Annotated in this window: 14 protein-coding genes; 13 read left to right on the top strand and 1 reads right to left on the bottom strand. The window is 55.8% G+C overall.

Translation table 11 applies throughout. The annotated features are described in order from the left end of the window. Positions 1–158 precede the first annotated feature (158 nt). From miaB to MC50_RS15830, 9 genes are all read left to right on the top strand, one after another. Positions 159–1,583: a tRNA (N6-isopentenyl adenosine(37)-C2)-methylthiotransferase MiaB gene (gene miaB, locus MC50_RS15870; protein ID WP_032696397.1), complete on the top strand. Its 1,425-nt coding sequence runs from the start codon at positions 159–161 to the stop codon at positions 1,581–1,583. Between the two features lie 153 nt (positions 1,584–1,736). After that, positions 1,737–2,783, top strand: coding sequence for a PhoH family protein (locus MC50_RS15865; protein ID WP_004859576.1), 1,047 nt, complete (start codon positions 1,737–1,739; stop codon positions 2,781–2,783). Continuing rightward, positions 2,780–3,247: an rRNA maturation RNase YbeY gene (gene ybeY / locus MC50_RS15860; protein ID WP_032688862.1), complete on the top strand. Its 468-nt coding sequence runs from the start codon at positions 2,780–2,782 to the stop codon at positions 3,245–3,247. The genes MC50_RS15865 and ybeY overlap by 4 nt, the downstream gene beginning before the upstream one ends. A gap of 101 nt (positions 3,248–3,348) precedes the next feature. After that, a complete protein-coding gene (corC, locus tag MC50_RS15855; RefSeq protein WP_004859572.1) occupies positions 3,349–4,227 on the top strand; it encodes a CNNM family magnesium/cobalt transport protein CorC in 879 nt (292 codons plus the stop codon). Positions 4,228–4,249: 22 nt separating this feature from the next. Then, positions 4,250–5,788 (top strand): apolipoprotein N-acyltransferase, encoded by a 1,539-nt coding sequence (lnt, locus tag MC50_RS15850; RefSeq protein ID WP_032688865.1) that lies wholly within the window; start codon positions 4,250–4,252, stop codon positions 5,786–5,788. Positions 5,789–6,194: 406 nt separating this feature from the next. Next, a complete protein-coding gene (locus MC50_RS15845) occupies positions 6,195–7,103 on the top strand; it encodes an amino acid ABC transporter substrate-binding protein (RefSeq protein WP_032688868.1) in 909 nt (302 codons plus the stop codon). Positions 7,104–7,266: 163 nt separating this feature from the next. After that, complete coding sequence (locus MC50_RS15840; protein WP_004859566.1) at positions 7,267–8,007, top strand: amino acid ABC transporter permease; 741 nt, start codon at positions 7,267–7,269, stop codon at positions 8,005–8,007. Between the two features lie 2 nt (positions 8,008–8,009). Further along, complete coding sequence (gene gltK / locus MC50_RS15835; protein WP_004859564.1) at positions 8,010–8,684, top strand: glutamate/aspartate ABC transporter permease GltK; 675 nt, start codon at positions 8,010–8,012, stop codon at positions 8,682–8,684. After that, positions 8,684–9,409 carry an amino acid ABC transporter ATP-binding protein gene (locus MC50_RS15830; protein WP_032688870.1) on the top strand — a complete coding sequence of 242 codons (726 nt, stop codon included), beginning with the start codon at positions 8,684–8,686 and terminating at the stop codon, positions 9,407–9,409. Before gltK ends, MC50_RS15830 begins: the two co-directional genes overlap by 1 nt. A 68-nt stretch (positions 9,410–9,477) precedes the next feature. Here MC50_RS15830 and MC50_RS15825 read toward each other — a convergent pair whose 3' ends face one another. Beyond that, a complete protein-coding gene (locus tag MC50_RS15825) occupies positions 9,478–9,963 on the bottom strand; it encodes a zinc ribbon-containing protein (RefSeq protein WP_172958370.1) in 486 nt (161 codons plus the stop codon). Positions 9,964–10,184: 221 nt separating this feature from the next. Here MC50_RS15825 and leuS point away from each other — a divergent pair, with 221 nt between their 5' ends. The 4 genes from leuS to nadD are packed head-to-tail and all read left to right on the top strand — an operon-like array spanning position 10,185 to position 15,046. Further along, entirely contained in the window at positions 10,185–12,767 is a 2,583-nt protein-coding gene (gene leuS / locus MC50_RS15820; RefSeq protein ID WP_102047543.1) for a leucine--tRNA ligase, read from the top strand. Between the two features lie 14 nt (positions 12,768–12,781). After that, complete coding sequence (lptE, locus tag MC50_RS15815) at positions 12,782–13,372, top strand: LPS assembly lipoprotein LptE (protein WP_032700574.1); 591 nt, start codon at positions 12,782–12,784, stop codon at positions 13,370–13,372. Beyond that, positions 13,372–14,403, top strand: a complete 1,032-nt coding sequence (gene holA, locus MC50_RS15810) for a DNA polymerase III subunit delta (RefSeq protein WP_047664373.1) — start codon at positions 13,372–13,374, stop codon at positions 14,401–14,403. The genes lptE and holA overlap by 1 nt, the downstream gene beginning before the upstream one ends. After that, positions 14,396–15,046: a nicotinate-nucleotide adenylyltransferase gene (nadD, locus tag MC50_RS15805; RefSeq protein ID WP_032688877.1), complete on the top strand. Its 651-nt coding sequence runs from the start codon at positions 14,396–14,398 to the stop codon at positions 15,044–15,046. Before holA ends, nadD begins: the two co-directional genes overlap by 8 nt. The last annotated feature ends 22 nt before the right edge of the window (positions 15,047–15,068 follow it).

Below are 15,068 nucleotides of genomic sequence, written 5' to 3'. Positions count from 1 at the left end.
CCTCGGGGTGATAACGCTCGCACTGGTCAGGGCGCGACCAAAGCATTACAATACGCGCCCTGCAATCCTGGCTTTATACCCGCTATCCTTCACATTGCAGAGTCATTCCCGGTGAAGAAAATAGCTTTGGGTATATATACTTAAGCATGAGCAAGTCGATGACAAAAAAACTCCATATTAAAACCTGGGGCTGTCAGATGAACGAATATGATTCATCAAAGATGGCCGATCTGCTGGATGCCACGCACGGGTATCAACTGACCGAAGTGGCGGAAGAAGCGGATGTGCTGCTGCTCAATACCTGCTCAATCCGTGAGAAGGCTCAGGAAAAAGTCTTCCATCAGTTAGGCCGCTGGAAGCTACTGAAAGAGAAGAACCCCGACCTGATTATTGGCGTCGGCGGTTGTGTCGCCTCTCAGGAAGGCCACCATATTCGCCAACGCGCCCACTACGTCGATATTATTTTCGGGCCGCAGACGCTGCATCGTCTGCCGGAGATGATCAACTCCGTTCGCGGCAACCGCAGTCCGGTGGTGGACGTCAGTTTCCCCGAAATCGAAAAATTCGATCGTCTGCCGGAACCGCGCGCCGAAGGCCCAACGGCATTCGTCTCGATTATGGAAGGCTGCAATAAATACTGTACTTACTGCGTGGTGCCTTACACCCGCGGTGAAGAAGTCAGCCGCCCCTGCGACGATATTCTGTTTGAAATCGCTCAGCTGGCCGCTCAGGGGGTCCGTGAAGTCAACCTGCTGGGTCAAAACGTCAATGCCTGGCGCGGCGAGAACTACGACGGAACGACCGGCAGTTTTGCCGATCTGCTGCGTCTGGTCGCGGCGATCGACGGTATCGACCGCATTCGCTTTACCACCAGCCACCCGATCGAGTTTACCGATGACATCATTGATGTCTATCGCGATACGCCGGAGCTGGTGAGCTTCCTGCATTTACCGGTGCAGAGCGGTTCCGACCGGGTGCTGAACCTGATGGGACGTACCCACACGGCGCTGGAATACAAAGCGATTATCCGCAAGCTGTACGAAGCGCGCCCGAATATCCAGATTAGCTCCGACTTTATCGTCGGCTTCCCTGGCGAAACCAACGAAGATTTCGAGAAGACCATGAAGCTGATTGCCGATGTGAATCTCGATATGAGCTACAGCTTTATCTTCTCTGCCCGTCCGGGAACGCCGGCGGCGGATATGGTCGACGACGTCCCGGAAAAGGACAAGAAGCAGCGCCTGTATATTCTGCAGGAGCGCATCAACCAGCAGGCTATGGCCTGGAGCCGCCGCATGCTTGGCACTACCCAACGCATTCTGGTTGAAGGCACCTCCCGCAAAAGCATCATGGAGCTCTCAGGGCGTACCGAGAACAATCGGGTAGTCAACTTCGAAGGCACCCCGGATATGGTCGGTAAGTTTGTCGATGTCGAAATCGTTGACGTCTACACCAACTCGCTGCGCGGTAAAATTGTGCGTACCGAAGAGGAAATGGGGCTGCGTATCGCGGAATCTCCGGAATCCGTTATCGCCCGCACCCGCAAAGAAAACGACCTCGGCGTCGGAACCTATCAGCCGTGATCCGTTCAGGCCTGCCGCCCCCGGCAGGCCTTGTATTTCCTCTCCCCGGCCCAATATTCATCGCAATGCTTGCGCCATATTCCCATGACGTGAATAATTTCCTTACTGGCCGGAGACGTTCGCTGTCCGGCAAAACGTGTAAAGAGGAACAGCTTGAACATAGAAACCCGTGAAATTACCCTGGAGCCAGCGGATAACGCACGCCTGCTGGGGCTGTGTGGCCCGTTTGACGACAACATCAAACAGCTGGAACGCCGATTAGGCATCGAAATTAATCGCCGTGACAATCACTTTAAACTGACCGGGCGCATGATATGCGTGAACGCGGCAGCCGATATCCTGCGCAGCCTGTACGTCGATACTGCGCCGATGCGCGGACAGATTCAGGATATTGAACCGGAACAGATTCATCTGGCCATTAAAGAGGCGCGGGTGCTGGAACAAAGCGCCGAGAGCGTGCCGGAGTACGGTAAGGCCGTCAATATTAAGACCAGGCGTGGCGTGATTAAGCCGCGTACGCCAAACCAGGCGCAGTACATCGCCAACATTCTCGATCATGATATTACCTTCGGCGTCGGCCCTGCCGGGACCGGGAAAACCTATCTGGCGGTTGCCGCGGCGGTCGACGCGCTCGAACGCCAGGACGTACGCCGTATTCTGCTGACCCGCCCTGCCGTCGAAGCCGGGGAAAAGCTCGGTTTCCTGCCCGGCGACCTGAGTCAGAAAGTCGATCCGTACCTGCGCCCGCTGTACGATGCGCTGTTCGAAATGCTCGGCTTTGAGAAGGTCGAGAAGCTGATTGAGCGCAACGTTATCGAAGTCGCACCGCTGGCCTATATGCGCGGCCGTACGCTGAACGATGCGTTTATTATTCTCGATGAAAGCCAGAACACCACCATCGAACAGATGAAGATGTTCCTGACCCGTATCGGTTTTAACTCAAAAGCGGTGATCACCGGCGACGTCACTCAGATAGACCTGCCGCGCAGCACCAAATCCGGCCTGCGCCACGCCATTGAGGTGCTGGCGGAAGTTGATGAAATCAGCTTCAATTTCTTCCATAGCGAAGATGTGGTACGCCACCCGGTGGTAGCTCGCATCGTGAATGCGTATGAAGCGTGGGAAGAAGCTGACCAAAAACGTAAAGCAGAACTGGCCGCCGAGCGCAAACGCGAAGCCCAGGAACAGGAGCAGAAATGAGTCAGGTTATTCTCGATTTACAGCTGGCTTGCGAAGATAACGCGGGGTTGCCGGATGAAGCCCAGTTTCAACGCTGGGTCGATGCCGTCATTCCTCAGTTCCAGGAGGAGTCAGAAGTGACCGTACGCCTGGTAGACGAAGCCGAAAGCCATGAGCTGAATCTGACCTATCGCGGCAAGGATAAGCCGACAAACGTGCTGTCGTTCCCGTTTGAAGCGCCGCCGGGTATCGAACTGCCGCTGCTTGGCGACCTGATCATCTGCCGTCAGGTCGTTGAACAGGAAGCCAAAGAGCAAGACAAACCGCTGGAAGCGCACTGGGCGCATATGGTGATTCACGGCAGTCTGCACCTGCTGGGCTATGACCATATCATTGATGAAGAAGCGGAAGAGATGGAAGGCCTCGAAACAGAGATAATGCTTGCTCTGGGCTATGAGGATCCGTACATTGCCGAGAAGGAATAGCCTGCCGCCGGTTTAACCGACGAGCGGCCCCCATGCCGTCCGGCGCTGAACACACGCGCGACGAGCGACAAATTAACTGACATGAGAACCCACACGACGCCATGAGCGACGACAATTCACACAGTAGTGACACAGTAAACAGCAAAAAGGGATTCTTCTCCCTGTTACTCAGCCAGCTTTTTCACGGAGAACCGAAAAACCGTGATGAACTGCTGGAGCTGATCCGTGATTCCGGGCAAAACGACCTTATCGACGAAGATACGCGCGATATGCTCGAAGGGGTAATGGACATCGCCGACCAGCGCGTCCGCGATATCATGATCCCCCGCTCGCAGATGATTACCCTGAAACGCAATCAGACCCTGGACGAATGCCTCGATGTGATCATCGAGTCCGCCCACTCGCGTTTCCCGGTCATCAGCGAAGATAAAGATCACATTGAAGGGATTCTGATGGCCAAGGACCTGCTGCCGTTTATGCGCAGCGATTCCGAAGCATTCAGCATGGAAAAAGTGTTACGCCCGGCGGTTGTCGTGCCTGAAAGTAAGCGGGTTGACCGCATGCTGAAAGAGTTCCGCTCCCAGCGTTACCATATGGCTATCGTGATCGATGAGTTCGGCGGCGTCTCCGGTCTGGTGACCATTGAAGACATTCTCGAGCTTATCGTCGGCGAGATAGAAGACGAATACGATGAAGAAGAAGATATCGATTTTCGTCAACTGAGCCGCCACACCTGGACGGTGCGCGCCCTGGCCTCCATTGAAGACTTCAACGAAGCCTATGGCACTCACTTCAGCGATGAGGAGGTGGATACCATTGGCGGGCTGGTGATGCAGGCCTTTGGCCATCTGCCGGCGCGCGGTGAGTCTATTGACATCGATGGTTACCAATTCAAAGTCGCCATGGCCGATAGCCGACGTATCATCCAGGTACATGTCAAACTTCCTGATGACGCACCGCAGCCGAAGCTGGAAGATTAATTACACGGGACGATTAACCTAAATGGTATTTGCCTCTCTAATCGAACGCCAGCGCGTACGTCTGCTGCTGGCGCTATTATTCGGAGCCAGCGGAACGCTGGCTTTTTCTCCTTATGATATCTGGCCGGCGGCGATTGTTTCGTTAATCGGCCTGCAGGGGTTGACCCTTAACCGACGTCCGCTGCAAAGCGCCTGGATCGGCTTTTTCTGGGGGATGGGGCTGTTCGGTTCCGGCATCAACTGGGTCTATGTCAGCATTGCCCAGTTCGGCGGCATGCCCGGCCCGGTCAACGTATTCCTTGTGGTACTGCTGGCGGCATATATGTCGCTGTATACCGGACTGTTCGCCGGTCTGCTGTCGCGCCTGTGGCCCAGAACAAACTGGATACGTGTCGCCGTCGCCGCCCCGGTCGTCTGGCAAATCAGCGAATTCCTGCGCGGCTGGGTGCTGACCGGCTTCCCGTGGCTGCAGTTTGGCTACAGCCAGATTGACGGCCCGTTGAAAGGGCTGGCGCCCGTGATGGGCGTTGAAGCCATTAACTTCCTGTTGATGGTGGTTAGCGGCCTGCTGGTTCTTGCGCTCATTCAACGCAGCTGGAAACCGTTGGTTGCCGCCATCGTGCTGTTTGCGCTGCCCTTCCCGCTGCGCTACATCCAGTGGTATCAGCTGCTGCCGGAGCGGGCAACCCAGGTATCTTTGGTGCAGGGCGATATTCCCCAGGCGCTGAAATGGGATGAAAACCAGCTGGTGAATACGCTGAAAACCTATCTGGATTTGACGCAGCCGCATATGGGTTCCTCCCAGCTGATCGTCTGGCCAGAATCGGCGATCCCGGATCTGGAAATCAACCAGCAGAATTTCCTGAGTATGATGGACGACCTGCTGCGCGCGAAAGACAGCTCGTTGATTACCGGTATTGTCGACGCCCGGCTTAACAAGCAGAACCGTTACAATACCTACAACACCATCATTACGCTGGGCAAAGATAACCCCTACAGCTACGATTCGAAAGATCGCTACAACAAGAATCATCTGGTGCCGTTTGGTGAATTCGTGCCGCTGGAGTCCATTCTGCGCCCGCTGGCTCCGTTCTTCGATTTACCGATGTCCTCATTCAGCCGCGGTCCGTACGTCCAGCCGCAGCTGGTGGCACATAACATGAAGCTGACGGCGGCTATCTGCTACGAGATTATTCTCGGCGAGCAGGTGCGGGATAACTTCCGCCCGGATACCGACTACCTGCTGACCATCTCCAACGATGCCTGGTTTGGCAAGTCCATCGGTCCGTGGCAGCACTTCCAGATGGCGCGGATGCGTGCCCTGGAGCTGGCGCGTCCGCTGCTGCGCAGCACCAATAACGGTATTACCGCCGTCATCGGTCCGCGTGGGGAAATTCAGGATATGATCCCGCAGTTTACCCGTGCAGTGCTGACCACCAAAGTCACTCCGACGTCCGGCCTGACCCCGTACGCCCGTACCGGTAACTGGCCGCTGTGGGCGCTGACCGCACTGTTGGGTTTTGGCGCGCTGATCATGAGTCTGCGCCAGCGTCGTCGCTAATCGTTACAGCCTGCGGATCTGAGTGTCGATCCGCATAGCCCCGGCCGGCAGCCGTCGCCGGGGCCGCCTTTCTCTCCATGCTTCCTTCTCGCCACTCGCCAACCTGGCACGCCCATTGCTTAATATTCTCAGGTCGCGGCGACATTTATTGCTGGTATAACCCGGTTGCACCAGCATCGCTCGCCTCAAGCACTAACCTGGTGCAATGGACGATTTTTGCCTTTAAATGGTGCGGAGCACTTCGCAAAAATAAACAATAAAGCAGCAAAATCTTTACATTAAGCCAAACTAAATGCTAACAAACACATACAAATGCTGCGCGTCAGCGTCGCAGCCATAATAACGCACACACACATTCACAATGGGTATCAAAAGCGTCAGTGACGCTGAGGATAAGGAGTTGGATATGCAATTACGTAAACTGGCCACAGCGATGCTGGTCATGGGCATGACCGCCGGTCTGGCGCATGCGGAAGATGCCGCCCCGGCAGCAGGCAGCACACTGGACAAAATCGCTAAAAACGGCGTTATCGTCGTCGGCCACCGTGAATCCTCCGTACCGTTCTCTTACTACGACAATCAACAAAAAGTGGTCGGTTACTCTCAGGACTACTCCAACGCTATCGTTGACGCCATCAAGAAACAGCTGAATAAGCCTGACCTGCAGGTAAAACTGGTTCCGGTGACCTCGCAAAACCGTATTCCGCTGCTGCAGAACGGGACTTATGACTTCGAGTGCGGTTCCACGACCAATAACCTTGAACGTCAGAAGCAAGCCGCCTTCTCCGATACCATTTTCGTCGTGGGTACCCGCCTGCTGGTGAAAAAAGGCGGGGCGATTAAAGATTTCCCGGATCTGAAAGACAAAGCGGTTGTCGTCACTTCCGGTACCACTTCCGAAGTTCTGCTGCATAAGTTGAATGACGAGAAGAAAATGAACATGCGCATTATCAGCGCCAAAGACCACGGCGACTCCTTCCGTACTCTGGAAAGCGGTCGCGCGGTGGCCTTTATGATGGACGATGCGCTGCTGGCCGGCGAACGCGCGAAAGCGAAGAAACCGGATAACTGGGAGATCGTCGGTACGGCACAGTCGAAAGAAGCCTACGGCTGTATGCTGCGTAAAGATGATCCGCAGTTTAAAAAGCTGATTGATGACACCGTCGCCACGGCCCAGACCTCCGGCGAAGCGGAAAAATGGTTTGATAAATGGTTCAAAAACCCAATTCCGCCAAAAAATCTGAATATGAACTTCGAACTCTCCGACGACATGAAGACGCTGTTCAAGACCCCTAACGACAAAGCTCTGAACTAATTAAAAAAACAAGGGGCAGGACACCCTGCCCTCCCGATTGTTGTGACAGCACGGACAGACTATACGGTGGCTGGTCGTTCCCCAGCCGCCGCGAATACCGAAACAGGCTGCACAATGATCTTCGAGGGTAGCGATGCTACCCTTTTTTTTCCAGGAGTCATTTATGTCAATAGACTGGAACTGGGGAATCTTCCTGCAACAGGCCCCGTTCGGCAATACCACCTATCTGGGTTGGCTCTGGAGCGGCTTTCAGGTCACCATCGCCCTGTCGATTAGCGCCTGGATTATCGCTTTTTTCGTCGGCTCGCTGTTCGGCATCTTACGCACCGCCCCCAACCGCTGGTTATCCAGCATCGGGACCTGCTACGTCGAACTGTTCCGTAATGTCCCGCTGATCGTTCAGTTCTTCACCTGGTACCTGGTGGTGCCGGAGCTGCTGCCGGAAAACATCGGCATGTGGTTTAAATCCGAGCTCGATCCGAATATTCAGTTCTTCCTCTCTTCGATGATGTGTCTGGGGCTGTTTACCGCCGCTCGCGTATGCGAACAGGTGCGCGCCGCCATTCAGTCACTGCCGCGCGGGCAGAAAAACGCCGGGCTGGCGATGGGCCTGACGCTGCCGCAGACCTATCGTTACGTCCTGCTGCCCAACGCCTATCGGGTGATTGTGCCGCCGATGACCTCTGAGATGATGAACCTGGTGAAAAACTCAGCCATCGCCTCAACCATCGGGCTGGCGGATATGGCGGCACAGGCAGGCAAGCTGCTGGATTACTCGGCCCACGCCTGGGAATCCTTTACCGCGATTACCCTCGCCTATGTGTTTATTAATGCGGTGATTATGCTGGTGATGTATGTGGTTGAACGCAAGGTCCGCCTGCCGGGCAATATGGGAGGCAAATAATCATGTACGATTTTGACTGGAGTTCTATCGTTCCATCGATGCCCTACCTGCTGGCCGGGCTGGTTATCACCCTGAAAATCACCGTGACCGCCATCATTTTTGGTATCGTCTGGGGCACCCTGCTGGCGGTTATGCGTCTGTCCAGCTTCCTGCCGCTGGCGTGGTTTGCGAAGACCTACGTCAACGTGTTCCGCTCGATCCCGCTGGTGATGGTCCTGCTGTGGTTTTATCTGATTGTTCCCGGCTTCCTGCAGAACGTTCTTGGCCTGTCGCCGAAGAGCGATATCCGCTTGATCTCCGCGATGGTGGCCTTTTCGATGTTTGAAGCGGCGTACTATTCGGAAATTATCCGCGCGGGTATCCAGAGTATCTCTCGCGGCCAGTCGAGCGCCGCGCTGGCGCTGGGGATGACCCAGTGGCAATCCATGAAGCTGATTATTCTACCGCAGGCGTTTCGCGCCATGGTGCCGCTGCTGCTCACCCAGGGGATCGTTCTGTTCCAGGACACCTCTCTGGTTTACGTTCTGAGCCTGGCCGACTTCTTCCGTACCGCCTCCACCATCGGCGAGCGCGACGGAACTCAGGTCGAGATGATCCTGTTCGCAGGCGCCGTTTATTTTGTCATTAGTCTCAGCGCATCGCTGTTGGTCAGCTGGTTGAAGAAAAGGACTGTGTAATGATTACCCTGAAAAACGTTTCAAAATGGTATGGTCACTTTCAGGTGCTGACCGATTGCTCCACGGAAGTGAAAAAAGGTGAAGTGGTGGTGGTGTGCGGGCCTTCCGGCTCAGGCAAATCAACGTTGATTAAAACCGTCAACGGCCTGGAGCCTATTCAACAGGGTGAGATCACCGTAGATGGTACCCGGGTCAACGATAAAAAAACCAACCTTGCCAAACTGCGCTCCCGCGTCGGGATGGTGTTCCAGCACTTTGAACTGTTTCCGCATCTGTCGATTATCGATAACCTGACGCTGGCGCAGGTCAAAGTGCTTAACCGCGACAAAGCCGCTTCCCGGGCAAAAGGCCTGAAGCTGCTGGAACGCGTGGGGCTCTCCGCCCATGCCGATAAATACCCGGCCCAGCTCTCCGGCGGTCAACAGCAACGCGTGGCTATCGCCCGTGCGCTCTGTATGGATCCGATTGCGATGCTGTTTGACGAACCGACTTCCGCGCTGGATCCGGAAATGATCAACGAAGTGCTGGATGTCATGGTCGAACTGGCCAACGAAGGCATGACGATGATGGTGGTGACGCACGAAATGGGCTTTGCCCGGAAGGTCGCCAACCGGGTGATCTTTATGGATGAAGGGAAAATTGTCGAAGACTCTGACAAAGAAGCCTTTTTCGCCAATCCGCAATCCGATCGCGCAAAAGACTTCCTCGCCAAAATTCTGCATTAACGGTCGCCTTGCCGACGCGCATCAGCAGGTGCGCGTCGGGTTTCATTCAGCCACCTCAGCGCGGCGTATCAAGGCTCAAAGGGACGACGCTGGAACTGGTCGTGGCCGCATTTCGGGCAACGCGGCAGAATATCCGGGGTATAGACCGCCAGGTGATAATGGCAGTGTTCGCACACCAGGTTTCCCAGCCCCACCACTTCGCCACTATGGTAAACCCCGTGGTGGTTGAGATCCTGGAACACTTCGCGCCATTCCAGCTGGGTTTTATCGGTAATATCCGCCAGCTCCTGCCACAGGCTCTCTTTTATCACCCGCATAAACACGCTGTCCGTCAGTTCGTCCTGACTCTCTTCATAACTGCGCGCGAACTCTTCGAGATCGCGTCTGACCGCAGTGGTCAGCGACTCCACTTCGCGCTGCGTTAACTCACCAGACTGGCTAATTTTCACCCGCGCCTGTTCCACCAGCGCGTCAATATCGCGTTCTCCATTGCGCAGCCGTTCACTGAGCGTCGACACCAGTTCACGGTAGAATTGAGCAACCTTGTTCATCATTTCGCCTCCGGTGTGGTTAACTTCTTCTAATAATAGACCTTATTTGCCATCTGCTTTGCCAGTTAGCCCACAGAGTCGCGAAATAGTCTCCGCCGCTTTTGCCGATGTTAATGTGCGAAAGGCTGTTTTGACGTGGGCGTTTGGGCTATGCTATGCCGATCTGATAACACATCCATTGGCTACATTTTGTAGCTGTATTGAAAACAGGACCACTGGCTGCCATGCAAGAGCAATACCGCCCGGAAGAGATAGAATCGAAAGTCCAGCTTCACTGGGACGATCATCGTACATTTGAAGTAACTGAAGACGAGAGCAAAGAGAAGTATTACTGCCTGTCGATGCTTCCTTATCCTTCTGGTCGACTACACATGGGTCACGTGCGTAACTACACCATCGGCGACGTCATTGCCCGCTACCAGCGTATGCTCGGCAAAAACGTTCTGCAGCCGATCGGCTGGGATGCGTTTGGTCTGCCGGCGGAAGGCGCCGCGGTAAAAAATAACACCGCGCCGGCCCCGTGGACCTACGACAATATTGCCTACATGAAAAACCAGCTGAAAAAGCTGGGCTTTGGCTATGACTGGAGCCGTGAAGTGGCGACCTGCACCCCGGAATACTACCGCTGGGAGCAAAAGTTCTTCACCGAGCTGTATAAAAAAGGCCTGGTGTACAAAAAAACGTCTGCGGTGAACTGGTGCCCTAACGACCAGACCGTTCTCGCCAACGAACAGGTTATTGACGGTTGCTGCTGGCGCTGCGATACCAAAGTTGAGCGTAAAGAGATCCCGCAGTGGTTTATCAAAATCACCGCCTACGCCGACGAGCTGCTCAACGATCTGGATAAGCTGGATCACTGGCCTGATACCGTTAAGACCATGCAGCGCAACTGGATCGGCCGTTCTGAAGGGGTAGAAATCTCCTTCAACGTTAACGAGTATGCCGACAAGCTGACCGTCTACACCACCCGTCCGGACACCTTCATGGGCTGTACTTACCTGGCCGTAGCCGCGGGTCATCCGCTGGCGCAGCAGGCGGCAGCGAACAACCCGGAGCTGGCTGCGTTTATCGACGAATGCCGTAACACCAAAGTCGCCGAAGCAGAAATGGCGACGATGGAGAAAAAAGGCGTCGATACCGGCTACAAAGCGATTCACCCGCTGACCGGCGAAGAGATTCCGGTCTGGGCGGCAAACTTCGTGCTGATGGAATACGGCACCGGCGCCGTCATGGCCGTTCCGGGTCACGATCAGCGCGACTACGAATTTGCCAGCAAATATGGTCTGAACATTAAGCCGGTTATTCTGGCGGCAGACGGCTCAGCACCGGATCTGTCCGAGCAGGCGCTGACTGAAAAAGGTACCCTGTTCAACTCCGGCGAGTTCGACGGCCTGAGCCACGAAGCGGGCTTCAACGCTATCGCCGACAAACTGGCGGCCATGGGCGTTGGCGAACGCAAAATTAACTATCGCCTTCGCGACTGGGGCGTTTCCCGTCAGCGTTACTGGGGCGCACCGATTCCAATGGTCACCCTCGAAGACGGTACCGTCATGCCGACCCCGGAAGATCAGCTGCCGGTCATTCTGCCGGAAGATGTGGTCATGGACGGCATCACCAGCCCAATCAAGGCCGATCCGGAGTGGGCAAAAACCACCGTTAACGGTCAGCCTGCGCTGCGCGAAACCGACACTTTCGATACCTTTATGGAATCCTCCTGGTACTACGCGCGCTATACCTGCCCGCAGTACAATGACGGAATGCTGGATCCAGACGCCGCCAACTACTGGCTGCCGGTCGATATTTACATCGGCGGGATCGAACATGCGATTATGCACCTGCTGTACTTCCGCTTCTTCCATAAGCTGATGCGCGACGCGGGTATGGTTAACTCCGACGAGCCGGCGAAACAGCTGCTGTGCCAGGGGATGGTACTGGCTGACGCCTTCTATTACGTTGGTGAAAACGGCGAGCGCAACTGGGTTTCTCCGGTTGATGCCACCGTGGAGCGCGATGAAAAAGGCCGTATCGTCAAAGCCTACGATCCGCAGGGTCGCGAGCTGGTGTATACCGGCATGAGCAAAATGTCCAAGTCGAAGAACAATGGCATCGACCCGCAGGTGATGGTTGAACGCTACGGCGCGGATACCGTTCGTCTGTTCATGATGTTCGCCTCTCCGGCAGATATGACTCTGGAATGGCAGGAGTCCGGCGTTGAAGGGGCAAACCGCTTCCTGAAACGTGTCTGGAAACTGGTTTATGAGCACACGACTCAGGGCCCGGTTGCCGCACTGGACGTTGCCAGCCTGAGCGAAGATCAGCAGGCGCTGCGTCGCGATGTGCACAAAACGATCGCCAAAGTGACCGATGATATCGGTCGTCGTCAGACCTTCAACACCGCGATCGCCGCGATCATGGAGCTGATGAACAAACTGGCGAAAGCGCCGCAGGACAACGAACAGGATCGCGCGCTGATGCGTGAGGCTCTGCTGGCGGTTGTGCGTATGCTCAATCCGTTCACCCCGCACGCCTGCTTCACGCTGTGGCAGGAGCTGGGCGGCGAAGGCGATATCGACAACGCGCCGTGGCCGGTCGCCGATGAAAGCGCCATGGTTGAAAATACCACCCTGGTTGTTGTTCAGGTTAATGGTAAAGTCCGTGGTAAAATTACCGTTCCGGTCGATGCAACCGAAGAACAGGTTCGTGCACGTGCGGGTCAGGAACATCTGGTCGCGAAGTATCTCGACGGTGTCACCGTACGTAAAGTGATTTACGTCCCGGGTAAACTGCTCAACCTGGTCGTTGGCTAAGCGCAGGAGGAAGCGTGCGATATCTGGCAACATTGTTGTTATCTCTGGCGGTGCTCATCACCGCCGGATGCGGTTGGCATCTGCGGAGTACCACTCAGGTTCCCACCGCGATGAAAACCATGATCTTTCAGTCGAGCGATCCGAATGGTCCGTTAAGTCGTTCGGTGCGTAATCAGCTGCGTCTGAATGGCGTCGAGATCGTCGACGGCAGCACGCTGCGCAAGGATATTCCGTCCCTGCGTCTGGATGCGTCATCCATTCAGAAAGATACGGCCTCTATTTTCCAGGATGGTCGTACGGCTGAATATCAGATGGTGCTGACGGTGCAGGCAAGCGTGCTAATCCCGGGTCATGATATCTATCCGATCTCGACGAAAGTCTACCGCTCGTTCTTCGATAACCCGCAGGCAGCGTTAGCGAAAGACGCCGAGCAGGATATGATCGTCCAGGAGATGTATGACAAAGCCGCTGAACAGCTGATTCGTAAGCTGCCAAGCGTCCACGTTGCTGATGTCGAAGCCACGAAAGGGGAAGAGCAGACGGTCACGCCGACCCCCGCTTCCGCAACCTCTGGCAATCGCGTCTCCACCACGCTGGGTAACTGATGATTCGGCTGTACCCAGAACAACTCCGCGCGCAGCTCACCGAAGGGCTGCGCGCGGCCTATTTATTACTCGGCAGCGATCCGTTGCTGTTGCAGGAAAGTCAGGACGCGATTCGCGAAGCCGCTGCTACCCAGGGCTTTACCGAACACCATACCGCGACCCTCGACGCCAGCACCGACTGGCCCGCCCTCTTCTCACTCAGCCAGGCCATGAGCCTGTTCGCCAGCCGTCAGACGCTGCTTCTGGTCCTGCCGGAAAACGGCCCTAACGCGGCGATTAACGAACAGCTTGCCACCCTGGTCAGCATGCTCCATGACGACCTGCTGTTAATCGTTCGCGGTAATAAGCTCACCAAAGCGCAGGAAAATGCCGCCTGGGTAACCGCCCTGGCCAGCCGCGCGGTTCAGGTGAGCTGTCAGACGCCGGAATATGCGCAGCTGCCGCGCTGGCTGGCGGCGCGAGCAAAACAGCACCATTTGCAGCTTGATGACGCCGCCAGTCAGCTGCTGTGCTACTGCTACGAAGGCAACCTGCTGGCGCTGGCGCAGGCACTGGAGCGTCTCTCTCTGCTGTGGCCGGACGGCAAGCTCACGCTGCCACGCGTCGAGCAGGCGGTAAACGATGCCGCCCACTTCACTCCCTATCACTGGGTGGATGCGCTGCTGGCTGGTAAAAGCAAGCGGGTGCTGCATATCCTGCAGCAGTTACGTCTGGAAGGAAGCGAACCGGCGATTCTGCTGCGTACGCTCCAGCGGGAGCTGCTGCTGCTGGTTAACCTGAAACGCCAGTCGGCCCATACGCCGCTGCGTACGCTCTTCGATAAGCATCGGGTATGGCAGAACCGTCGACAGCTGTTAAGCGATGCGCTCGCGCGCCTCAGCACGGATCAGTTACGCCAGGCCGTTACTCTGCTGACCCGAGCGGAGCTCACCTTTAAGCAGGATTACGGCAGCGCCATCTGGCCGGAATTAGAGAGCCTTTCTTTGTTGCTCTGCCATAAAGCGCTGGCAGACGTGTTTATTGATGGTTGATATGACTCAGTTGCAGGCAATGTACGGCGGCACCTTCGATCCGGTGCACTATGGTCACCTCAAACCGGTTGAGGTTCTGGCGAATCAGATAGGCCTTGGCAAAGTCATTATCGTCCCAAACAATGTTCCGCCACACCGCCCGCAGCCTGAGGCGACCAGCGCCCAGCGCAAACAGATGCTGGAACTGGCCATCGCCGATAAACCCCTGTTCGTGCTTGATGAGCGCGAGCTGCAGCGGCAGACGCCCTCCTGGACCGCGCAAACCCTTGAAGAGTGGCGACAGGAACAAGGGCCTGACCAGCCGCTGGCGTTCATTATTGGTCAGGACTCGCTGCTCACCTTCCCGACCTGGCACAATTACGCCACGATTCTCGATAATGCGCATCTGATCGTCTGCCGACGCCCGGGGTATCCGCTGGTGATGAAACGGGAAGAGGATCAGCGGTGGCTGGACAAACATTTAACGCACGACGCCGAACAGCTGCACAGCCGTCCCGCCGGGGTCATCTATCTGGCGGAAACTCCGTGGTTTGATATTTCGGCAACGCTTATCCGCCAGCGCCTTGAACGCGGGGAATCCTGCGCTGACATGCTGCCGGCCGCGGTACTGACGTATATCCATCAGCAAAAACTCTACTGTTAACCGGCCGTTGCCCCAACGTTCG

The organism is Klebsiella planticola (assembly GCF_000783935.2).
GTDB classification, from domain to species: domain Bacteria; phylum Pseudomonadota; class Gammaproteobacteria; order Enterobacterales; family Enterobacteriaceae; genus Klebsiella; species Klebsiella planticola.
The sequence above is the reverse complement of the archived record's forward strand: the minus strand, read 5'-3'. Positions and strand labels throughout refer to the sequence as shown.